General features: G+C 69.7%; 18 protein-coding genes, 3 tRNA genes and 1 pseudogene. 8 read left to right on the top strand and 14 right to left on the bottom strand.

From position 1 onward, the window contains the following. The first annotated feature begins 81 nt into the window (after positions 1-81). Positions 82-1,062, top strand: a complete 981-nt coding sequence (pip, locus tag ACK5IN_RS02195; protein ID WP_416894591.1) for a prolyl aminopeptidase — start codon at positions 82-84, stop codon at positions 1,060-1,062. Here pip and ACK5IN_RS02190 read toward each other — a convergent pair. The 6 genes from ACK5IN_RS02190 to ACK5IN_RS02165 form a co-directional block, all read right to left on the bottom strand. After that, positions 1,046-2,734, bottom strand: coding sequence for a GMC family oxidoreductase (locus tag ACK5IN_RS02190; RefSeq protein WP_416894590.1), 1,689 nt, complete (start codon positions 2,732-2,734; stop codon positions 1,046-1,048). The genes pip and ACK5IN_RS02190 overlap by 17 nt on opposite strands. Then, a complete protein-coding gene (locus ACK5IN_RS02185) occupies positions 2,731-4,560 on the bottom strand; it encodes an aldehyde dehydrogenase family protein (protein ID WP_416894589.1) in 1,830 nt (609 codons plus the stop codon). The genes ACK5IN_RS02190 and ACK5IN_RS02185 overlap by 4 nt, the downstream gene beginning before the upstream one ends. A 115-nt stretch (positions 4,561-4,675) precedes the next feature. Continuing rightward, positions 4,676-6,121 carry an MFS transporter gene (locus ACK5IN_RS02180; protein WP_416894588.1) on the bottom strand — a complete coding sequence of 482 codons (1,446 nt, stop codon included), beginning with the start codon at positions 6,119-6,121 and terminating at the stop codon, positions 4,676-4,678. Positions 6,122-6,150: 29 nt separating this feature from the next. Continuing rightward, positions 6,151-7,110, bottom strand: coding sequence for an amidohydrolase family protein (locus tag ACK5IN_RS02175; RefSeq protein ID WP_416894587.1), 960 nt, complete (start codon positions 7,108-7,110; stop codon positions 6,151-6,153). Next, the gene (kynA, locus tag ACK5IN_RS02170) at positions 7,107-7,967 is read right to left on the bottom strand and encodes a tryptophan 2,3-dioxygenase (protein ID WP_416894586.1); all 861 of its coding nucleotides are present in this window, start codon (positions 7,965-7,967) and stop codon (positions 7,107-7,109) included. Before kynA ends, ACK5IN_RS02175 begins: the two co-directional genes overlap by 4 nt. Before the next feature lie 10 nt (positions 7,968-7,977). Then, complete coding sequence (locus tag ACK5IN_RS02165; RefSeq protein ID WP_416894585.1) at positions 7,978-8,241, bottom strand: glutaredoxin domain-containing protein; 264 nt, start codon at positions 8,239-8,241, stop codon at positions 7,978-7,980. A 55-nt stretch (positions 8,242-8,296) separates the two neighbouring features. Between ACK5IN_RS02165 and ACK5IN_RS02160 the strand changes: the two genes are divergently transcribed. Beyond that, the gene (locus tag ACK5IN_RS02160) at positions 8,297-9,439 is read left to right on the top strand and encodes a glycosyltransferase (RefSeq protein WP_416894584.1); all 1,143 of its coding nucleotides are present in this window, start codon (positions 8,297-8,299) and stop codon (positions 9,437-9,439) included. On the opposite strand, the gene ACK5IN_RS02155 is transcribed toward ACK5IN_RS02160, so the two are convergent. From ACK5IN_RS02155 to ACK5IN_RS02145, 3 genes are all read right to left on the bottom strand, one after another. After that, positions 9,436-10,266: a serine hydrolase domain-containing protein gene (locus ACK5IN_RS02155; RefSeq protein ID WP_416894583.1), complete on the bottom strand. Its 831-nt coding sequence runs from the start codon at positions 10,264-10,266 to the stop codon at positions 9,436-9,438. The genes ACK5IN_RS02160 and ACK5IN_RS02155 overlap by 4 nt on opposite strands. Before the next feature lie 94 nt (positions 10,267-10,360). Beyond that, positions 10,361-10,504: a hypothetical protein gene (locus ACK5IN_RS02150; protein ID WP_416894582.1), complete on the bottom strand. Its 144-nt coding sequence runs from the start codon at positions 10,502-10,504 to the stop codon at positions 10,361-10,363. A 174-nt stretch (positions 10,505-10,678) separates the two neighbouring features. Continuing rightward, positions 10,679-10,751 (bottom strand) — tRNA-Phe (locus tag ACK5IN_RS02145). 903 nt (positions 10,752-11,654) lie between these two features. On the opposite strand from ACK5IN_RS02145, the gene ACK5IN_RS02140 reads away from it, so the two are divergent. Then, positions 11,655-12,320: a DsbA family protein gene (locus tag ACK5IN_RS02140; protein WP_416894581.1), complete on the top strand. Its 666-nt coding sequence runs from the start codon at positions 11,655-11,657 to the stop codon at positions 12,318-12,320. Between the two features lie 5 nt (positions 12,321-12,325). Here the strand turns inward: ACK5IN_RS02140 and ACK5IN_RS02135 are convergent. Both ACK5IN_RS02135 and ACK5IN_RS02130 read right to left on the bottom strand, forming a co-directional pair. Then, positions 12,326-12,578: pseudogene (locus ACK5IN_RS02135) on the bottom strand (IS5/IS1182 family transposase); the annotation flags it as partial. Positions 12,579-12,640: 62 nt separating this feature from the next. Continuing rightward, positions 12,641-14,557, bottom strand: coding sequence for a heavy metal translocating P-type ATPase (locus tag ACK5IN_RS02130; RefSeq protein ID WP_416894580.1), 1,917 nt, complete (start codon positions 14,555-14,557; stop codon positions 12,641-12,643). Positions 14,558-14,761: 204 nt separating this feature from the next. Here ACK5IN_RS02130 and ACK5IN_RS02125 point away from each other — a divergent pair, with 204 nt between their 5' ends. Then, entirely contained in the window at positions 14,762-15,082 is a 321-nt protein-coding gene (locus ACK5IN_RS02125) for an ArsR/SmtB family transcription factor (RefSeq protein ID WP_416894646.1), read from the top strand. A 434-nt stretch (positions 15,083-15,516) separates the two neighbouring features. Here ACK5IN_RS02125 and ACK5IN_RS02120 read toward each other — a convergent pair. After that, a tRNA-Asp gene (locus ACK5IN_RS02120) sits at positions 15,517-15,590 on the bottom strand. Positions 15,591-15,611: 21 nt separating this feature from the next. Further along, positions 15,612-15,684 (bottom strand) — tRNA-Glu (locus tag ACK5IN_RS02115). 266 nt (positions 15,685-15,950) lie between these two features. Between ACK5IN_RS02115 and ACK5IN_RS02110 the strand changes: the two genes are divergently transcribed. Then, positions 15,951-17,231, top strand: coding sequence for a peptidoglycan DD-metalloendopeptidase family protein (locus ACK5IN_RS02110; protein ID WP_416894579.1), 1,281 nt, complete (start codon positions 15,951-15,953; stop codon positions 17,229-17,231). A 12-nt stretch (positions 17,232-17,243) separates the two neighbouring features. On the opposite strand, the gene ACK5IN_RS02105 is transcribed toward ACK5IN_RS02110, so the two are convergent. After that, on the bottom strand, positions 17,244-17,777 hold the full coding sequence (locus ACK5IN_RS02105) for an inorganic diphosphatase (protein ID WP_416894578.1): 534 nt from the start codon (positions 17,775-17,777) through the stop codon (positions 17,244-17,246). 185 nt (positions 17,778-17,962) lie between these two features. On the opposite strand from ACK5IN_RS02105, the gene tilS reads away from it, so the two are divergent. From tilS to ACK5IN_RS02090, 3 genes are all read left to right on the top strand, one after another. Further along, positions 17,963-18,982: a tRNA lysidine(34) synthetase TilS gene (gene tilS / locus ACK5IN_RS02100; RefSeq protein ID WP_416894577.1), complete on the top strand. Its 1,020-nt coding sequence runs from the start codon at positions 17,963-17,965 to the stop codon at positions 18,980-18,982. Between the two features lie 9 nt (positions 18,983-18,991). Continuing rightward, positions 18,992-19,543, top strand: coding sequence for a hypoxanthine phosphoribosyltransferase (hpt, locus tag ACK5IN_RS02095; RefSeq protein WP_416894576.1), 552 nt, complete (start codon positions 18,992-18,994; stop codon positions 19,541-19,543). Positions 19,544-19,610: 67 nt separating this feature from the next. Next, the coding region (locus ACK5IN_RS02090; protein ID WP_416894575.1) for an ATP-dependent metallopeptidase FtsH/Yme1/Tma family protein at positions 19,611-20,698 on the top strand (1,088 nt) is incomplete at its 3' end.

Here is a 20,698-nt window from a genome sequence, read left to right as displayed (position 1 = left end):
GGAGCCCGTGCCCGCCTCCCCGGTGCGCGGCGCCCGGCGCGCTACCGTGGGTGGAGGAAAACGTTGGGGGCGGTGTCACTGGTGACCGAGACAGACCTGGATCACATCTTGTATCCCGCGATCGAGCCGTACGATGCGGGATCGCTGCTGGTCGGCGACGGCAACCGTGTCTACTGGGAGCAGAGCGGCAATCCGAACGGCAAGCCCGTCGTGTTCCTGCACGGGGGCCCGGGTGGCGGCACCGCGCCGTGGCACCGCCGGTTCTTCGACCCCGAGCGCTATCGCATCGTCCTGCTCGACCAGCGCGGATGCGGGCGCAGCACCCCGAGTGCGAGCGAGCCGGACGCCGACCTGCGCCACAACACGACCTGGCACCTGGTGGCCGACCTCGAGCTGCTGCGCAAGAACCTCGGCATCGAGACGTGGCAGGTGTTCGGTGGCTCGTGGGGCAGCGCGCTCGCCCTCGCCTACGCGCAGACGCACCCCGAGGCGGTGAGCGAGCTCGTGCTGCGCGGCATCTTCACGCTGCGCCGGCACGAGCTGGAGTGGTTCTACGAGGGCGGCGCCTCGGCCCTGTTCCCCGACCTGTGGGAGGAGTTCATCGCGCCGATCCCCGTGCTCGAGCGGTCGCACCTGATCGAGGCGTACCACCGGCGGCTGAGCGACCCCGACCCCGCGGTGCACACGCCGGCGGCCATCGCCTGGTCGCGGTGGGAGGCGGCGACGGTCACGCTGCGTCACGATCACGAAGGAGTGCGGCGGATGTCGGATGCCGCCACCGCGACGGCGTTCGCCCGCATCGAGAACCACTACTTCCTGCACGGCGGGTGGTTCGAGCCCGAGCAGCTGATCGCCGGTGCGGCGGCGCTGCGCGGCATCCCGGCGGTCATCGTGCAGGGCCGCTACGACGTGTGCACGCCGATGATGACGGCGTGGGATCTGCACCGGGCGTGGCCCGAGGCCGAGCTCGTCGTCGTCGACGACGCCGGGCACTCGGCCTCGGAGCCGGGCATCGCGCGGGCACTGCGCGCTGCGACCGACCGGTTCAGCGGCCTCGGATGAGGTCTGCCGCGACCTCGCCGATCACGATCGCGGGGGCATTGGTGTGCCCTCGGATCACGGTCGGCATCACCGACGCATCGGCCACCCGAAGGCCCTGCACGCCGCGCACGCGCAACTCGGGATCGACCACCGATGCGTCGTCCGACCCCATACGGGCCGTGCCGACCGGGTGATACAGCGTGTGCGAATAGCGGCGCAGCGACAGCTCGGCGCGCTCGTCGGCCGTCATGTCCTCGCCGCCGACCGGCTGCACCCACGTCCCGGTGGTGACCGCGCGCAGCGCATCGGTGTCGATGAGCCGCTCGCACACGGCCAGTCCCGCCCGCAACGTGGCGACGTCGACACCATCGGCGTCGGTGAGGTAGCCGGGATCGATCAGCGGGTGCGCGGTCGGGTCGGGGGAGGCCAGCCGGATGCTTCCACGCGACCGCGGCCGCAGCAGGATCGCCCCCACCGTGATCCCCTCCGCCGGCAGCGGCACCAGTCCTTCGCCGATGTAGGGGGCGGCGGCGAAGATGACCTCGATGTCGGGCAGCCCGTCGGGCACGCCGGCCGCCTCGGCGACCTCGGTGCGCACGAAACCGTACGCCTCGGCGACATTGGAGGTCAGCATGCCCGTGCGCGCCGTCAGGTATCGCGCGAGCTGAGGCAGCCGTTCGGCGCCGTACAGCGTGCCGCCCTTCGCGGCGGGCACGAGACCCGAGACCAGATGGTCCTGCAGGTTCTGGCCGACTCCCGGCGCGTCGAAGACCAAGGGGATGCCGTGCTCGGCGAGGTGCGCGGCGGGCCCGATGCCCGACAGCATGAGCAGCTGCGGCGTGTTGATCGCCCCGCCGGCAAGGATGACCTCGCGGCGGGCCAGGGCGTGGCGGGTGATGCCGTCGATGTCGACGTACACGCCGGTCGCGCGTACCTCGTCCCCCGAGCCTCCACGGTTCCCGAGCTTGTCGAGGGGGCCCGCGTTCGTCGCGGGGCCGAACGTCACGCGCCGCACGAGCGCACCGGTCACCACCCGCAGGTTGCGGCGCCGGCGTGCCGGTCGCAGGTACGCATCGGCGGTCGACGCGCGGGCACCGCGATGCTGGCTGACCATGGTCTGCGAGAAGCCCTGCCCGGTGGGCAGGTTGGGTGCCGTCACGGTGTGGCCGGCCTCGGCGGCCGCCTTCAGGAACGCTGCGGTGTGCGGCCGCGGGTCGCGCTGGTGCTCGACCGCCTGCGCGCCCGCCGCACCCTGCGTCGGATCGGCCGGGTCCTCGGTGCGCTCGACGCGCTGGAAGTAGGGCACCAGCGACGACCACGACCAGCGGGAGCCCGCGGCATCCGCCCACTCGTCGTAGTCTGCAGCGAAGCCGCGCACCCACATCATCGCGTTCAGCGACGACGACCCGCCGAGGGTCTTGCCGCGCGGCCAGAAGACCGTGCGACCCTCGAGTTCGCGCTGCGGGACGGTGTCGTAGCTCCAGTCGTACTCGCCGCGGAACAGCTTCGAGAACGCGGCCGGCACGTGCAGCTCGAGTGCCTTGTCGGGGCCGCCGGCCTCGAGCAGCAGCACGCTGGCCGAGGGGTCTTCGCTGAGCCGGGCCGCCACGGCCGCTCCCGCCGACCCTGCGCCGACGACGATGTAGTCGGCCTCCAGCGGTGCGCCGCCTCGAGCGTGTCGAGGGGCCCTCATGCGCGGAACGCCGCGACGAGCGTGCCGACGAGCTTCGCCACGTTGCCGTCGATGCGGAACCGCGTGAAGCCCTCGCTGACCTGCGCGCCGGTACGCGCGGTCACGAACCACGGCGGCTTGGGCAGCACGCTGCGCCGGCCGCCGGTGAACGAGCGGGGGAACGGCCGGAAAGGCCCGCGCACCACCGAGCGCTCGGTGGCGTCGACGAGCAGCGCGTTGTGCACGACCCCCATGCCGCTGCCGACCGCATCGAGCGTGTTGCCCGGGTAGGCGCCCCACGTGAGCGTGGGGGTGAGAAACGCGAACGCCGTCCACGCGTTGATCGCGATGGCCCCGTAGCGTAGGTCGGCGATGGCGCGTTCGAACCCGTCGCCCAGCGCCCGCTGCGTGACCGGGTCGACGAGCACGTTGGCGCCGAGCGTGCCGACCAGCCGGGTGTTGGCGTGCTGCACCGCCGTGTCGAGGAACTCCTGCCCGAGCCCGGGCAGCGTGACGACGCCGAGCACCGGCGCGAAGTACTCTGTGGTCTCGAGGGCCGCGGCATCCGTTCCGTCCTGGACCGTGACGACGGCGCGCGTGCCGCCCGCCAGCCAGTCGGCCTCGGGATACGCCTCGCTCGCGGTCGCGAGCTTCTTGTCGCTGCCGGGGTACCAGACGGGGCGGCCGGGAGCCGTCGCGAATGCCTCGTGCAGCGCGGCGAGGAACGCCTCGCGCTGCGGCCAGTCGCGGCTGAGCAGCACCACCTGGCCGGCGATGCAGTTGTGCCCGCTGTTGTGCAGGCGCATGGTGGCGATGTGCTCGGCGTGGAAGCGCAGGTCGGCGTCGGTCCACCGGCCGGGCACGACGATGATCGGCGACACCCCGCCCAGCTCGGCGGTGATGGGCGTGCGCAGCAGCGGTCGGCCCTCGCGCCGACGGCGTGTGGCGGCGGCCTTCGCCTGGGGCGAGCCTGTCGAGCCACCCCAGACGATCGCGTCGAAGGTGGCCTCGGAGCCGGTGATGTGCACGTGGTCGATGCCGTCGTGGCCGGTCAGGTAGGAGCCCACGTCGCCGCCGCCGGTCACGATCTTCAGGAAACCGGGCTCGATCAGCGGGGCGAGCGCCCGCTCGAACACGGGGAGCAGCGGATCCATCGTCGGGTTCAGCTTGAGCAGGGCGACGCGGTTGTGTGCGAGCAGCTCGTACAGCACGTCGAGCACGGGGATCGACGTGACGTTGCCGGCGCCGAGCACCAGGCCGACGCCCCCCGACACGGTGGGAGCGAGCTGGGCGAGCCCGGCGTCGGCGCGCGCCTCGTCGAGCGTCACGCCCGGTCGCAGCCACAGCTCGCCGGTGTAGCCCGACAGCAACAGCCCGTCGACGGCGTTCGTCGGGAACGTGTGCAGGGCGATGCGGTCGCCGGGCGCGGGCGACGCCTTCACGTCGGCGAGCGGGCTGCGACCTCCGGCCAGGGCGCGCAGTGTGCCGATGTACGCGTCGAGGGCGGTGAGGAGCGCATACGGTCCCGCCAGCCACTCCTCGCCGGCGAGTGGATGCCCCGGCTCGATGCCCTTGATCGTGTTGGCGACTGTGGTCCACTCGGGTGCGGCGCGCCCGACCTCCTCGCGCACCCGCTCCAGCAGCCGGGCACGCTGGTCGAGCGTGAGGTGCGTCCAGCCCTTCGCGCCGGTACGCAGGGCCGCGATGTCGCTGTCGAGCCGGGTGCGGACGTCGGCGGAGAGAGCGGGAGGGGATGCCGGTGGCGCGGTGCTCTTGGCGGCCGGGCGCGAGGGCCTCTTCGCTTTCGCAGCGGGTCGGGCGGTCGCGGGCGTCGCGGCGGAGGGCACGGGTCATACTCCTTCGTGCGGGGGAACAGCGGGCACGGCATCGTGCACGCGGGAACTCGTCTCCAGCTTACGTCCCCCGGCGCACGGCGACGACCGGATGCCGCACGTGCGCGGCTCAGCCGTCGATGTCGGCGCGCCGCAGTCGGTACCGCGACAGCGTGATCAGGCTCAGCGCGATGAGCGCCGCGGGGATCACGCTGAAGCTCACGGTGATGCCGACGACGGCCGCCGCGGGCTGGGTCGCCGTGGCGGTGGCGACAGTCGAGACGTACCCGGTCGCGGCGAGCACGATCGACAGCGCCGTGGCGCCGAGCGCGAAGCCGGTCGTCTCGCCGGCGGTCCAGACGCCGCCGAACGCCCCTGCCCGGCCCTTGCCGTTGCAGGCGGCGTCGTGGGCGATGACGTCGGGCAGCATCGCCATCGGCAGTGACTGCATGCCGGCGTAGGCGATGCCTGCCACGCCCACCGGCACGTAGATCCACGCCCCCGGTGACCACACCGCGCCGAGCGTTGCCAGTGCCGCCACGGCGTACAGCACGCTGGCGGCGGCGAAGATGCGCTCCTTGCCGTGCCGCCGGGCGAGCCACTCCCAGCCGGGGGCGGCCAGCAGCGCCGGTGCGATGAGCGCGACGAACAGCAGGGTCACGGCGCCCTCGGAGCGCAGCACCCAGGTGGCCAGGTACTGGGCACCCGCGAGCATGAGACCGGTCGCCAAGGCCTGCAGCACGAACGTGCCGAGCAGGGCCCGGAACGGCTGGCTGCGCCGCAGCGCGTCCAGCGCGGCGCGGAAGTTCGCGCCGACCCCGGTGTCGAACGCCGAAGGCGCGGTCTCGAGGTCGCGCAGGCGGGTGCGGTCGAGCTCGTCGGCGATCAGCTCGGCCTCGGCCGCCGTCGCATTGCCCGCCGCCGACATCGCCGGGCGCTGGATGGCCGCGTGACGTGCCGATCCGGTGGCCACGAGCAGGCCGATGCCGATGACCACGCCCGCCACGATCCCCATCACCAGATAGCCGGTGGTGGGGTCGCCGGTGAGTCCGCGCAGCATGGGTCCGCCCGCGCCGAACAACAGGATCGCGAACGTCAGGACGACCACCCGCCAGGTCAGCAGCGTGGTGCGCGTGTCGTAGCTGTCGGTGAGCTCGGCAGGCAGCGCGATGTACGGCACCTGGAACAGGCTGAACGCCGTCGCTGTCAGCAGGAACGCCACCAGCACCCAGATCGCACCGACGGCGGGCCCGAGCGACGGCGGCACGGCGAACGTGAGGGCGAAGAACACCGGAAGCGCCAGCGCGCCGATCACCATGAGCCTCCGCCGGTCACCGTGCCGTGCCCGGTCGCGGTCGGTGAGCGCGCCGATCACCGGGTCGATCACCACGTCCCACACCTTCGACGCGGTGACGATGACGCCGGCCAGCAGCGCCGTCACGCCGAGACTGTCGGTCAGGTAGTAGGTCAGCACCAGGCCCGGCAGCGTGCCGAACCCTCCGGTGCCGATCGAGCCGACGGCGTACTGTGCGACGGTGCGGCGGGGAAGGGAGCGTGCGGGAGCGTCTGTGCCCATGCGACGCAAGTGTAGGCGGTCGGCCGCGGTCAGCGTTCCTCGTGCACGAGCTCCTCGTCGGGCACGACCGTGCCCGAGGCGAGCCAGCCGGGAAGCTCGTCGAGCGTGGCGGGGGCGGCGCCCGGAAGGAACGTCGCGACCCCGCTCGGCAGGGCGGGTGCGGGCCACGGATCGGTGAGGGCGGCGATCAGCTCAGAACCGCGGATGCCGGCGGCATCCATTCTGCGCAGCTCTTCGCGCTGGATTCCGGGTGTGCGCTCGCCGTTGCCGAGATCGGTGCCGTACTGCACCCGCCCGCCCGCGGCGGCGAAACGACGCAGATTCTCGGTCGCGCGGTCGAGGTCGTCGCCGGCGTGGATGCCGAGCGTGGTGATCCAGCGTTGCCCGCGGGCCACCGCGCGCGCGATGTCGTCGTCGTCGACTCGCTCGCTGAACGGGGTGTGCGCGAGGGCGTCGACGTCGGCGGCCATCGCGAAGCGCGTCATCCCGTCGCCCTCCACGTGGGCGACGACCGGCAGTCCGTGCCGATGCGCCGCGGTCACGATCGCGTGGAGCGTCACCGTGTCGAACACCGGCCCCGCCGCCGCGTTGAGGGCGACCTTGATCACCGAGGCTCCGCACGTCGCCTGCTCGTCGACCGCGGTCGCCGCGCCGCCCGGTGCACCCGGCTCGGGCGACGGGCTCGAGACGGTGCGCCATGTCGCGGCCGGCGCCCAGCCGCGGCCCGAAGGGTCGCCGCCCGGCGTCGTCAGCATCGCACCGGCGTACGCGACACGGGGAAAGCCGTCGCGCGGACGGCGCGCGAGGTCGACCGGTGACCCGCCCAGGTCGAGCACCGCGGCGATGCCGTGGGCAGTCAGCGCGTGCTCGTCGATGAGGTGCAGGTGCACGTGCGCGTCGACGAACGGCGGCAGCGCCGTGCCCTGCTCGCCGGTCAGCACCCGCCGGTACGCCTGCGCCGGGCCCCGTCCGTCGCCGAACCCGGTCATGCGCCCAGCTCGGTGCGCACCGCGTACAGCTCGGGGAAGAACGTCAGATCGAGTGCGCGGCGCAGGAACGGCACACCGCTCGACCCGCCGGTGCCCTGCTTCATGCCGATGATGCGCTCCACCGTCCTGAGGTGCCGGAAGCGCCACAGCTGGAAGTTGTCCTCGAGGTCGACGAGCTCTTCGCACGTCTCGTACGCGGCCCAGTTGTTGCTCGGATCGGTGTAGATCGCGGTGAACACGGGCACCAGCGCGGGGTCGTAGCGCCACGGCTCGGTGACATCCCGGTCGAGCACCGCAGCCGGCACCGGGTAGCCCGCGCGAGCCAGCAGCCGCAGGAACTCGTCGTAGAGACTGGGCGCCTCCAGCGCCGCCTGCACGAGCGCGAGGCTCTCGGGCTCGGCGGCGAAGACGCGCAGCATCCCTCTGTTCTTGTTTCCGAGGGTGAACTCGACCGCACGGTACTGCGGGGACTGGAACCCACTGGCATTGCCGAGCACGCCCCGGAACTCGGCGTACTCGGCGGGCGTGAGCGTGGACAGCACCGACCACTGGTCGGTGAGCGTCTTCTGGATGTGCTTGACGCGCGCGATGCACTTCAGAGCCGGCGCGAGCGTGTCCTCGCGCATGAGCCGGCATGCCGCGCTCAGCTCGTGCAGCACGAGCTTGAGCCACAGTTCGCTGGTCTGGTGCTGCACGATGAACAGCAGCTCGTCGTGGTGCTCGGGGTCGCTGAGCGGACGCTGCGCCGACAGCAGGGTCGCTAGATCGAGGTAGCCGCCGTAGCTCATGCGGTCGTCGAAGTCGGTGACGACGGTGTCCTCGATGGCTCGGGTGTTGCGTTCGACGTCGCTGTCCACGCGGCTCAGCCTAGATCAGGGCGAGCTCGCGCAGCTTGGCCTCGACGTCGGCGTTCGACGGCTCGACGTGGTGCGACGCGTCGGGGTACACGACGACGGGAATGTTCGTGCGCCCCGAGATGTCGCGTGCCACCTCGGCCGCGGCGGGCTCGGCCTCGAGGTCGACATACGTGTACTCGACGCCGAGCTCATCGAGCTGCTTCCTGGTGCGGCGGCAGTCGCCGCACCAGGCGGCGCCGAACATGGTGACCGTGGACGGATCTGGCTGGGTCATGCATCCATTCTGCCGCACTTCTGCCGTACTCAGGCGGCCGTGTCACGATGGACGGATGCAGCTCACGATCATCGTGCCGACGCGGAACGAAGCGCCGAACGTCGCCGAGCTCGTGGCGCGCGTCGGCGCCGCCGTGCACGGAGTCGACGCCGAGCTGCTGTTCGTCGACGACAGCACCGACGACACCCCCGACCGGGTGCGCGAGGCGGCCGCGCACGCGCCGCTGTCCGTGCGGCTCGTCCACCGCGACGACCCGGTCGGCGGGCTCGGCGGGGCCGTGCTCGAGGGGCTGGCGGCGGCGCGGGCCGACGTGTGCGTCGTGATGGACGGCGACCTGCAGCATCCACCCGAGACGATCCCCGCCCTGCTCGATCGTCACGTGGCCGGCGACGTCGACCTCGTCGTCGCGTCGCGCTACCAGCCCGGTGGGTCGAACGGGGGGCTGGCCGACGGGCGGCGCGTGCTGGTGTCGCGCCTGTCGACGATGCTCACCAAGGCGATGTTCCCGATCCGGCTGCGCGAGGTCTCCGACCCGATGACCGGGTTCTTCCTCGTCGACCGGCGCGCGGTGAACCTCGAGGCGCTGCGCCCGCGCGGCTACAAGATCCTGCTCGAGGTGCTCGCCCGCAAGACGATGCGCGCCGCCGAGGTGCCGTTCGTGTTCGACGGCCGGCACGGCGGTCAGTCCAAGGCGACGTTCCGGCAGGGTGCGCACTTCCTCGGCCAGCTGTGGGGGCTGCGGTTCGGCAAGATGTCGCTGTTCGCCGTCATCGGTGGACTCGGCGCCGTCGTCAACATCGCGATCGTGTGGCTGCTCACGGCGCTGGGCGTGAACTACATCGTTGCGGCGGTCGTCGCGGCGGAGGCGACCATCGTCGGCAACTTCCTGCTCATCGAACGCTTCGTCTTCCAAGACATGCGGGCCGAGGCATCCGGTGTCTGGCGTCGCTTCGCCACGTCTTTCGCGTTCAACAACGTCGAGGCGCTCGTGCGCATCCCGATCATGGCACTCATGGTGGGCACGTGGAACATCACGGCCGTGCTCGCCACCGCCATCACGCTCGCGCTCGCGTTCGTCGTGCGCTTCGTGTTCCACTCCCTCGTCGTCTACGCGCCGCGCAAGGCCGGCCGGCCGTCGGCCGCGCGCCAGCTGATCGACGCGCTCGACGAGCAGGCGATGTCGCCGGGCGAGCTCTAGACCCTCGCAGCCGCCAGCACCGCATCGCTGAACGGCGGCCACGCCTCGGCCGCCCATGGGCCGAAGTCGCGGTCGGTCAGGGCGACGAGCGCGAGGTGGGCCGCAGGGTCGACCCACAGGAACGTGCCCGACTGCCCGAAGTGCCCGAACGTCGCAGGGGAGTTGCGCGTGCCCGTCCAGTGCGGGCTCTTGCCGTCGCGGATCTCGAAGCCGAGACCCCAGTCGTTCGGGTCCTGCCTGCCGAAACCGGGCAGCACGCCGCGCAGACCCGGGAAGGCGACCGACGTCGCCTCGGCGAGGGTCTCGGGCGCGAGCAGTGCCGGCCGCTGCAACTCGGCGGCGAAGCGGGAGAGATCGGATGCCGTGGAGTGACCACCGGCGCCGGGTGAGCCGGTGATCGCGGTTGCCGTCATGCCGAGCGGGTCGAAGACTGCCTCGCGCGCGTACTCGCCGAAAGGTATGCCCGTCTCGGCATGCAGCAGCTCGCCGAGCATCGCGAAGCCCGCGTTGGAGTAGAGGCGCCGTGCGCCGGGCGCACCGCGCACGGTGCGGGAATCGAAGTCGTACCCGGCCGTGTGCGCCAGCAGGTGTCGCACCGTCGCACCCTCGGGGCCCGCTGCCTGATCGAGGTCGAGCGCACCCTCTTCGACCGCGACGAGCAGCGCGTAGGCGCTCAGTGGCTTGGTGACCGACGCCAGTCGGTACCCGCGGTCCTGGTTACCGTGCGTCGCTCGTACCCGCCCCTCGGCATCGACCACTGCGACGGCGACGTTGTCGGCCGGCCATTCCGCGGCGGTGGCGAGGGCTGTGGTGAGGTCATCGGACACGCCTGCCACGCTACGGCATCCATTCTTCGGATCAGCCGGCGCGCTCGACGGCGGCGATCACCACTTCGAGTTCGTCGCGCAGGGCGACGAGTCGCTACAGCGGCAGGCCGAGTCGGTCGATGACGGCGGGCGGCATGGCGAATGCCCGTTCGCGCAGAGCGCTGCCGGCCACGGTCGGCTGAAGGCAGAAGGTGCGGTCGTCGCCATCGACCGGGGTGCGCTCGACGAGCGCGAGCATCTGAGCCGGCCTACGTGCCGGCGTCCAACCCCGGTGCCCCATCTGCGGCGCACCCATGAACGCGCATCGCATCGAGCGCCGCGGCGGAGGAAAGTTGACGAGCCTCATGTGCCTGAACCGCAGCCGCGGGAATGAAGAAACCCCCGCGATGTAGAAGCTACGCGAGGGTTTCCGTGGCTCCGACCGGCATCGATCCGGTGACCTTTCGATTTTCAGTCGAACGCTCTACCAACTGAGCTACAGAGCCACGCAACGTGAGGTTGCCTGCCCATTCTAGGGCAACCGAGGTTCTACAAGAAGAATCCTGGTCAGGAGACATAGACAGCGGCACCGTTCTCTGCTCGAGCGGAGAAGCGCCATCCCATGACGCAAGACTCGGGTGGATGGGTGACGTGGGCGGATGGGTGACGTGGGCAGAGTGCAGCGCATCGCCGCTGACTCCCATCGGCGCGCAGCGGAGCACGTTGTGAATGAGAACGCTCGCGAACACGATGCGTCTGAACAGGGTGACTCCCTCTGGCCGTCGCCGATGGCTCGACCCGGTGGCCTTCTTCGGGGGTGCCAAGGGCGGCACGGTAAGCTTGAGGCGATGGTATCGTCCGCTTGGAATCCTCGGTCCTCGGTGCTGGCTGAGTGGCTGCTGATAACGAGGATCATTGCCAGCCTCGGACTCGCCTTGCTCCTCATACTCGGCATCGCTGCCGCAGGACACGGAGAGTCGGAGGGCGCGCCGCCCGTGTCGCTGGCGATGGCCGCAGTCGTCAATCCGCATTTGGACCCACTGAGCCACGGCTCAGCTACGGCGAGCCTCGGCGCGGAGCATCAGGTGGTCTCAAGCGGTTCGCAGGAGTCGAGCGCCCTGATGGGTGCGGCGTTGTGCATGCTCGGCATGCTGTGCGGCCTCGTCTTCGCTGTGTTGACACGCGGGCTGTGGCGAGGGCGTACCCCTCCCGATCGTGGGTTGCTGCTGCCGCGCGTGTTGTCGTTGCTTCCTGCTCGGGTTGCGCGTCCGGGCGCGACCGTTCTGTCTCTGACGCAGTTGGGCTTGTCCCGAACCTGACTTTCGACACGCCGTCCCGCTGTGGACGGTGCTTCGCCCCGGGCTGTGCCTGGGTTCTGTCCTGTGCCGTTTCTGTGTTTGGAGTACCCGATGAAAGCCCCTATGAAGGCGACGTTGATCGCCATTGCGGTTGCTGTCGTGCTAGCGCTGGCTGCGTTCCTCTATGCCCTTGTCAATCAGAGTCCCGCTCCACAACCCGAGGAGGGCGGTGGCGGAGCCGCATCGGTGGTTCGAGAGAACTCGCATGTTCTTGACGACGGCGGCCCGGACGCCGTGACCGTCGTGGAGTTCGTCGACTTCGAGTGCGAGGCGTGTGGTGCGTTCTACCCGATCGTGGAAGATCTGCGTGAGCAGTTCGCCGGGCAGATCACCTATGTGGTCCGTTACTTCCCGATGCCGGGTCACTTCAACTCGATGAACGCGGCGTTGGCGGCGGAGGCAGCTGCGGCGCAGGGCCGGTTCGAGGACATGTACCACCGGCTGTTCGAGACGCAGGCGGAGTGGGGTGAGGCGCAGGAATCTCGCGCGGATCTGTTCCGTGGCTTCGCGGAGGAGCTCGGACTGGACATGACTGCTTATGACGAGGCGGTGGCTTCCCCAACCACCGCACAGCGTGTGGAACTCGACTTCAACGAGGGCCATGCGCTTGGTGTGGGCAGCACGCCGACGTTCTTCGTCGATGGAGAACTGCTCGAGCTGCAGGCATGGGACGACCTCGAGAACGCCATCGACGCCGCGGTGAACGGTGAACGGTGATGCGGACGAGTTTGTCGGTTCCCACGATCTACCGGGATCGGTCGGCGTCCTCACCATCGCAGGGGGCTTTCGCGATGCACCCGTCCACCGACAGGTCCTCACGCCACTCGTCACGACGCCGAGCGCGAGCACCTGCACGAGCTTGTCGAACACGATCCGATCCGGCACCCGGGGCCGGTGGCAGCCCAGCGGATGCTCATCCACGACCGGCGGGATGAGCACCTCGAACTGGTGCCAGATCAGACTTCGCACCCGCATCACGTCAACACCACACGGATCACCTCACGGCGGAACCTCGCAAGTGATCGTGGAGCCGAACATCAGTGCCTGGGCTTGTCTTCGTGATCGATGCCGTGGTGCTCTTTGCCGCGCTCGAAGTTGAGCAGTCGCAACGCGTTGGCGACGACGATCAGGGTGGAGCCTTCGTGGATGAGGACGACCGCGCCGATGTTCAGACCGACGAACGTGGCAATGACGAGGAACCCGACGACGGCGAGGCTCGCGATCAGGTTCTGCCGGATGATCTTGCTCGTGGCGCGGCTGAGTCGCACGGCGAACGGGACGCGGCCGAGATCGTCGCTCATGAGTGCGATGTCGCAGGTCTCCAGCGCGACGGTCGAGCCCGCGGCGCCCATCGCGATGCCGATGTCGGCGCGGGCCATCGCGGGGGCGTCGTTCACACCGTCGCCAACCATCGCGATCGGTCGGTGGGTCTCAGATAGCCGGGCGATCTGCGCGACCTTGTCCTCGGGCAGTAGCTCTCCGAGGGCGGTGTCGATGCCGACCTCCCGGCCTACCGCGTCGGCGACGCGCTGGTTGTCGCCGGAGATCATGACGAGCTGGTCGACGTTCGCACCGCGGAGAGCGCTCAGAACCTGCGCGGACTCGGCACGGGAGGCATCCATCACCCCGACGATCCCGAGGAACCGGTCGCCACGTCGCACGATCATCAAGGTCTGACCGGAGTCGCGGGCCTTCTCGTAGGCTGCCATGAGGGGCGTGGGGAGGGTGAGCTGCTGCTCCTCGAACATGCGGAGGTTGCCGACTTCGACCCGCTCTCCGTCAATCGTGGCAAGGACGCCACGGCCCGTGACGGCGGTCAGATCGGTCGCGTCCACCCGGCCGGAGTCAGGAACCTGCCCTGCGAGATCGCGGACGATCGCGATGGCGAGGGGATGGTCACTGAGCGATTCCACCGCCACCAGCGTCGGCACCAGCAGGGCACCCTCGGGGCCATCGGCGGGAGCGACGGAAGTCACCCGCGGCAGGCCCCAGGTGAGCGTGCCGGTCTTATCGAAGGCCATCGCCCGGACACGTCCGAGGGTCTCCAACGGTGCACCGCCCTTGACGAGCACCCCAGCACGCGCAGCGCGGGCGACCCCGGCCAGGACCGCTGCGGGCGTCGCGATCGCGAGAGCGCAGGGGCTCGCGGCCACGAGCACCGTCATCGCGAGATAGAACGCCGCGGCGAACGGCTCGGCGAAGGCGAACATCGACACAAGCAGCGTGACGGCAACGCCGAGGACCACCACGGGTACGTACCATCGCTGGAACCTGTCGATGAACTGCTGAGTCGGCGACGTCGCCTGGTCGGCGGTGCGGACGAGCTCGACCACCTTGCTCAGCGTGGAGTCCGCCGCCGTCGTGGTCACAATGATCTCCAGTACCCCGGAACCGTTGACGGTGCCCGCGAACACCCGGTTGGCTGCCGGGAGTGTGTCGACGGTGCGCATTGCCCGCTCCGTGTCGTCGACGGGCTCCTTCTCGACGGGAATGGACTCGCCGGTGACGGCCGACTGGTCGACGGCGGACAGCCCCGAGACGACGAACCCGTCTGAGGGGATGCGGGAGTTCGGGCGGATGACCACGACATCTCCGACCGCTATCTGCTCGACGGGCACCTCGACGGGCTCGCCATCGCCGCGTCGCACGAGCGCGCTGCGCGGGGCGAATTCGGCGAGGGACTCGATGGACTTGCTGGCGCGACTGAGTGCATACTCCTCGAGTGCGTGACCCAGGCTGAACAGGAACAGCAGCACTGCCCCTTCCGCCCACTGGCCGATCACGGCAGCGCCCAAGGCTGCGACGAGCATGAGGAAGTCGACTTCGAACTTGCCGCGCAGCGTCGAGGAGATCGCGGTGCGCACGGTGAAGAAGCCGCCGAAGAAGTAAGTGGCGAGGAAGAACACCAACGGCCATCCGAGCATCGGCAGCCCCATCGCATACTCCGCGATCATCCCCGCCGCGTAAGTCACGCCGGAAGCGATCGCGAACCAGAGCTCCCATCGACGGGAGCCGTGCGCATGCTCCTTCGCATCGGCAGGCGGAAGAGGAGTTGAAATCGGGGTACTCATGTTTCGACAATACATCACAACATCATGATATGTTGTAGATGTGAATGATTATCGTGCGCAGCGGGCACAATGGTGGACGTGAGCGAGATGGTGCGACAGGCCACGGGCCCGCTCTCCGTCTCCGACGCCGAGCGGCTTGCGGAGATCATGCAGGCATTGGCATCACCCGTCCGCCTTCGCATCCTGAGCGTACTGCGTGCGCGACCCAGCACGGTCACCGAGCTCGCCGAACAACTTGAGGTCGGCCAGACCACGGTGTCGAACCATCTGCGGCTACTGCGGCATCTTGACTTGGTGGCAGGCGACCGAGACGGGCGTCGCATCCACTACGCGCTCTTCGATGACCACATCGCGGAACTGCTCGACGAAGCCATCGGACACCTCGGGCACCTCCCGCGCAGCGGGTGACTCGTCAGTCGGCAAACCGGCGGCACGGCAGCAGAGTCGCCTGCGAGAACCAGGCCGAGCCGATCTGAAGGATCGAGCGATGCGAGTCGCTTGTCAACGTCTTCGAGAGTGTGTGCGAGAGTCAGTAGATGGGGCGGGAACGGGTCTCGATACCGGTCTCGTAAGGCTTCGAGGTCGACGCCGCGGAAAACGAATCTCGCTGTTGACCGAGGAGAATCTTGGCTGTCAGGTCGCAAGCCTTCACGCGCCACGCCGTTGGTACCGTCTTCCATGCGCCCTTGCCGTGGAACATATCCACTGCGTGGAACTCGGTCAACGGATCGAAACCCGGAACGTTGTGCGCGAGGAGCTTGGCGACCTCGTCGATGCCAGCCCCGCAGCCTATGCGAAAGGCCCTCTGCCGGATTCTCGGGAAAAGGGCCTGTCGCTCGGAGCGACCCTGACGGGACTTGAACCCGCGACCTCCGCCGTGACAGGGCGGCACGCTAACCAACTGCGCTACAGGGCCATGCATATTAAGTTGTCCGGGTGACCCCAACGGGATTCGAACCCGTGCTACCGCCGTGAAAGGGCGGCGTCCTAGGCCGCTAAACGATGGGGCCGAGCGAACCTCGCGGCTCACGCTTACCGACGGTCAAGCATACGCAATTCCGGCTTGTTGCACCAAATCGAACCGAGAGGGGAGCACCGTATGATCACGCCGATTGTCAGGATGCCCTTGCATCTGTGACTCGTGTTGCTAGTGTGAATGACGTTGTTCTGCCTCAGAGAGGAAGAAGCGTTGCGTTCTGAACGCGTCGAAGCGAGCACGGAGGACTGCGGCTGCGCGCCCACTCCCGCGGAACAGCGCGCCTTCTGGCCCTCGGTCGTGAACCGGCGCACAGCCCTCGGCGTCGGTGCCCTCGGCATCGCCGGGGCTGCCTTGCTCGGGGCGCCGAGCCTGCCGGCCGCCTACGCCGCCAACTACCCGTCGTGGGACGACGTCGAGAAGGCCAAGCGCAACGAATCCGCCAAGGCGAGCGAGATCCGTCGCATCGAAGGCCTCATCCAGTCCCTCACCGAGAACGTTCGCGTCACGCAGGAGATCGCCGAGCAGCGCGCCGCCGAGCTGTTCCAGGCCCAGCAGGACTACTTCGAGGCCGTCGACCGGGCAGAGGACCTTCAGGCCCAGGCCGACGAGCAGTCGCAGATCGCGACGGATGCCGCCGACAAGGCCGCTCGGCTCGCGGTGCAGCTGTATCGCAACGGCGGCGACGATGCGTCGTTGCAGCTGCTGTTCGCAGGGTCGGCAGCGGGGGCCGACGACCTGCTCGCGCGCCTCGGCACGATGGACAAGCTGCTCGAGCGCAACCAGGACGTGTACGCCGCCGCGGTCACCGCGCGCGACAGCGCCCAGGCGCTCAGCGATCAGGCCGAGGTCGCTCGTGCCGAACGCGACCGGTTGCAGAAGGTCGCCGAGGAGAAGATGGCCGAGGCCCAGGCAGCGGCCGACGCTGCACAGGCGGCCCTCGACGCGCAGACCGCGCACCTAGCCGACCTCCAGGCGCAGCTGGCCGCGCTGAAAGACACCACGACGAAGACCGTCGCCTCGTACCAGGCCGGGGTCGAGGCCGAGCGCAAGGCGCGTGAAGCCCGCGAGGCCGAGGCCAAGCGCAAGGCCGAGGAGGCCGCTCAGAACAGCGGTGGCGGCGGCGGTGGCGGTGGTGGCGGCGGTGGCGGCGGCGGTGTGGCCAGCAGCGGCTGGAGCCGCCCGAACCACGGCCGCATGATCTGGGGCTTCGGCCCCCGGCCGCTCATGTGCGGGTCCGTCGGATGCGGCAGCACCAACCACCGCGGCATCGACTTCGCCGGCAGCTGCTGGAGCCCGATCTTCGCCGCCAGCAGCGGCACGGTCACCATGGCGTGGCCGTACAGCGGCTACGGCAACTACATCCGCATCGAGCACGGCGGCGGCATCGCCACCGGCTATGCGCACATCGTCAACGGCGGATTCGCCGTCCGCAGCGGTCAGCGGGTCAGCGCCGGGCAGGTCATCGGCTACGTCGGGCAGACCGGCGTCGCCTTCGGCTGCAACCTGCACTTCGAGGTGTACGCGCCCGGCACGATCGACCCCGAGGCGTTCCTGCGGGCGCGCGGCGTCTCCATCTGAGCGGCCGGCGCGTCAGAGCGAATTGGGCGCTTCGCCCTCGCCCTGCGTCTTGGTCTGGCCCTCGTGCTCGTCGAAGCGCACGAACGCCTCCGCGACGAGCCGCTCGGCCTCGGCGGCATCCGCCCATTCGTCGACCTTGACCCACTTGCCGGGCTCGAGATCCTTGTAGTGCTCGAAGAAGTGCGCGATCTCGCCGCGGGTCCACTCGTCGATGTCGTCGACATCGGTGACGTGCGCCCAGCGCGGGTCTTTCGCGAGCACGGCCACGACCTTGTCGTCGCCGCCGGCCTCGTCGCTCATCTTGAGCACGCCGATGGGGCGCACCGATGCGAGGATGCCGGGGTACAGGTCGCAGTCGAGCAGCAGCAGCACATCCAGCGGGTCGCCGTCCTCGCCGAGCGTGTTTTCGAAGAACCCGTAGTTCGCGGGGTAGCCCATGGGCGTGAAGAGGATGCGGTCCAGGAACACGCGGCCGGTGCCGTGGTCGACCTCGTACTTCACGCGGCTGCCGCGCGGGATCTCGATGACGGCGTCGTACGCGCCCATACTGGTGCTCCTTCAGAAGATCGAGTGGATGCCGCGGACAAGCCTAGTCGGCGACGCCGGCACCAACGCAGGCAGGATCGGGTGCTGACAGCTGCGACACGGTCGACGGCCCGATACGGCCTGCGTTGGTGCAACGGGCAGCGTGCGGGTCGGGTGCGGCCGGAGGCAATCGGTAGCGTGGGTGTGTGAGACCCGACGGACCTCTCGACCCCGCCGTCGCCGAGACGCGCGTCGCGGTGCGCCGCGTGCTCGACGACCTGCCGGCCGGGGCCGTCGTCGTCGCCCTGTCGGGCGGCGCCGACTCGCTCGCCCTCGCCGCTGCGACGGCGTTCGAGGCCCGCACGCGTGGCGTGCGGGCGCTGAGCGTCACGGTCGACCACGCGCTGCAGCCGGGCTCGGCCGACATCGCCGCGACTGCGGCTCGCCAGGCCGCGGGCCTCGGGCTCGACCCGATCATCGTGCGGGTCGAGGTCGGCTCCGGGGGCGGCCCCGAGGCGGCGGCACGCGAGGCCCGGTTCCGTGCGCTCGCCGTTGCGGCGCGGGATGCCTCGGCCGCGGCGATCCTGCTCGGTCACACCCTCGACGACCTGGCCGAGACGGTGCTGCTCGGTCTCGCGCGCGGCTCGGGCACGGCGAGCCTGCAGGGCATGGCGTCGCACAGCGAGCTGCGCGGCATCCCGCTCGTCCGTCCGCTGCTCGGCCTCCGGCGCGAGGCGGCTCGCGCGGCCTGCGCCGCCCAGGGCCTCACGCCTTGGCACGATCCGCACAACGACGACGACCGGTACACGCGTGTGCGGGTGCGCCGGCACGTGCTGCCGGTGCTCGAAGCCGAGCTGGGGCCGGGGGTCGCCGAGGCGCTCGCGCGCACCGCTGAGCAGCTGCGCGAAGACACCGACGCCTTCGCCGAGATGATCGACGAGACCATCGAAGACGTCGTGGAGCATGCCGAGGCCGGTATCTCGGTGTCGGTGGCGGCGCTGGCCGCGAATCCTGCCGCGCTGCGGCACCGGATCATCAGGCACGTGGTGGCCAGTGAGTTCGGCACGTCGCTGTCGCGGGCGCACACGCTCGAGGTGGCGCGCCTGGTGACGGACTGGTCGGGGCAGGGACCTCTGGACCTGCCTGGATGCCGCGCCCGGCGCGTCGGCACGCGCATCGAGTTCACCGCACCCCTCGACAGGCTCGGGGAGCGGGGCGAGACATAGACTGGCGGCATGCGCGCGGCCGACATCGCCTCAGATCTGAAAGAAGTGCTGGTCACCGAGGAGCAGATCCTCGCAAAGCTCGAGGAGCTGGCCGCGCGCGTGACCGCCGACTACGAGGGCAAGGAGCTGGTCCTCGTCGGGGTGCTCAAGGGCGCAGTCATGGTGATGGCCGACTTCTCCCGCGTGCTGCCGCGCGATGCGCCGATGGACTGGATGGCGGTGTCGTCGTACGGAGCCGGCACCAAGTCGAGCGGTGTCGTGCAGATCCGCAAGGACCTCGACACCGACCTCACCGGCAAGCACGTGCTCATCGTCGAGGACATCATCGACTCGGGCCTGACCCTCAGCTGGCTGCTGGAGAACTTCGCCTCCCGCGGTGCCGCGTCCATCGAGGTGCTCGCGCTGCTGCGCAAACCCGAAGCGGCCAAGGTCGAGGTCGACGTGAAGTATGTCGGATTCGACATCCCGAACGAGTTCGTCATCGGATACGGCCTCGACTACGCCGAGAGCTACCGCAACCTGCGGGACGTCGCGATTCTCGCGCCCCACATCTACGCGTAGCGGCTGCGTTCCGCCGTGGGCGAATGCACAGACGCCGCATAGGCGGCGCGCGATACCCTGAAGGCCCATGAACGTCAAGAAGCTCTCTCGCAACCCGCTGATCTATGTGCTGCTGATCGGCGTGTTCCTCATCGTCGGCTTCTCGCTGATCTCGAGCCTGGGTGCCGCCAAGCAGGTCACCACACAGGAGGGTCTCGAGCTGCTGAAGGGCTCGACGGTCACCAAGGTGGTGAACACGGATGGCGACCGGCGCATCGACCTCACGCTTTCCGAGGAGTTCGAGGGCGCCAAGGAGGTGCAGTTCTATTACGTCTCGGCGCGTGCCGACGAGGTGATCGCGGCGATCGACGCGGCCGAACCCGCCGAGGGCTTCAACGATCTCGTGCCGCAGCCGTCGTTCTTCGACGGCTTCCTCTCGCTGCTGATCCCGCTGCTGCTGCTGGGTCTGCTGTTCTGGTTCCTGCTGTCCAGCGCGCAGGGCGGCGGCAGCAAGGTCATGCAGTTCGGCAAGTCGAAGGCGAAGCTCGTCACGAAGGAGACGCCGACCGTTACCTTCGCCGACGTCGCCGGAGCCGATGAGGCCATCGAGGAGATGCAGGAGATCAAGGACTTCCTGAAGGACCCCTCGAAGTTCCAGGCGGTCGGTGCGCGCATCCCCAAGGGCGTGCTGCTGTACGGCCCGCCCGGAACCGGAAAGACGTTGCTGGCCCGCGCCGTCGCGGGCGAGGCGGGTGTGCCGTTCTACTCCATCTCGGGCTCGGACTTCGTCGAGATGTTCGTCGGCGTCGGCGCCAGCCGCGTGCGCGACTTGTTCAACCAGGCCAAGGAGAACGCGCCGGCGATCATCTTCATCGACGAGATCGACGCCGTCGGGCGCCACCGCGGCGCCGGCATGGGCGGCGGGCACGATGAGCGCGAGCAGACGCTGAACCAGATGCTCGTCGAGATGGACGGCTTCGACCCGAAGGCGAACGTCATCGTCGTCGCGGCGACGAACCGGCCCGACATCCTCGACCCCGCGCTGCTGCGCCCGGGCCGCTTCGACCGGCAGATCGGCGTGGACGCCCCCGCCCTGCAGGGCCGAAAGACGATCCTCGAGGTGCACGGCCGTGGCAAGCCGCTGGCCGACGGCGTGGACCTCGAGGTCGTCGCGCG

Source organism: Microbacterium sp. (assembly GCF_047971895.1).
Classification (GTDB): Bacteria; Actinomycetota; Actinomycetes; order Actinomycetales; family Microbacteriaceae; genus Microbacterium.
This window is presented reverse-complemented; position numbering and strand designations above follow the sequence as displayed.

Excerpts from the sequence above, each read along its gene's own strand:
- ACK5IN_RS02190 (WP_416894590.1), bottom strand. The coding sequence starts at position 2,734 with ATGAGGGCCCCTCGACACGCTCGAGGCGGCGCACCGCTGGAGGCCGAC.
- ACK5IN_RS02180 (WP_416894588.1), bottom strand. The coding sequence starts at position 6,121 with ATGGGCACAGACGCTCCCGCACGCTCCCTTCCCCGCCGCACCGTCGCA.
- ACK5IN_RS02175 (WP_416894587.1), bottom strand. The coding sequence starts at position 7,110 with ATGACCGGGTTCGGCGACGGACGGGGCCCGGCGCAGGCGTACCGGCGG.
- ACK5IN_RS02165 (WP_416894585.1), bottom strand. The coding sequence starts at position 8,241 with ATGACCCAGCCAGATCCGTCCACGGTCACCATGTTCGGCGCCGCCTGG.
- ACK5IN_RS02160 (WP_416894584.1), top strand. The coding sequence starts at position 8,297 with ATGCAGCTCACGATCATCGTGCCGACGCGGAACGAAGCGCCGAACGTC.
- ACK5IN_RS02150 (WP_416894582.1), bottom strand. The coding sequence starts at position 10,504 with ATGCTCGCGCTCGTCGAGCGCACCCCGGTCGATGGCGACGACCGCACC.
- ACK5IN_RS02140 (WP_416894581.1), top strand. The coding sequence starts at position 11,655 with ATGAAAGCCCCTATGAAGGCGACGTTGATCGCCATTGCGGTTGCTGTC.
- ACK5IN_RS02130 (WP_416894580.1), bottom strand. The coding sequence starts at position 14,557 with ATGATCGCGGAGTATGCGATGGGGCTGCCGATGCTCGGATGGCCGTTG.
- ACK5IN_RS02125 (WP_416894646.1), top strand. The coding sequence starts at position 14,762 with ATGGTGCGACAGGCCACGGGCCCGCTCTCCGTCTCCGACGCCGAGCGG.
- ACK5IN_RS02105 (WP_416894578.1), bottom strand. The coding sequence starts at position 17,777 with ATGGGCGCGTACGACGCCGTCATCGAGATCCCGCGCGGCAGCCGCGTG.
- hpt (WP_416894576.1), top strand. The coding sequence starts at position 18,992 with ATGCGCGCGGCCGACATCGCCTCAGATCTGAAAGAAGTGCTGGTCACC.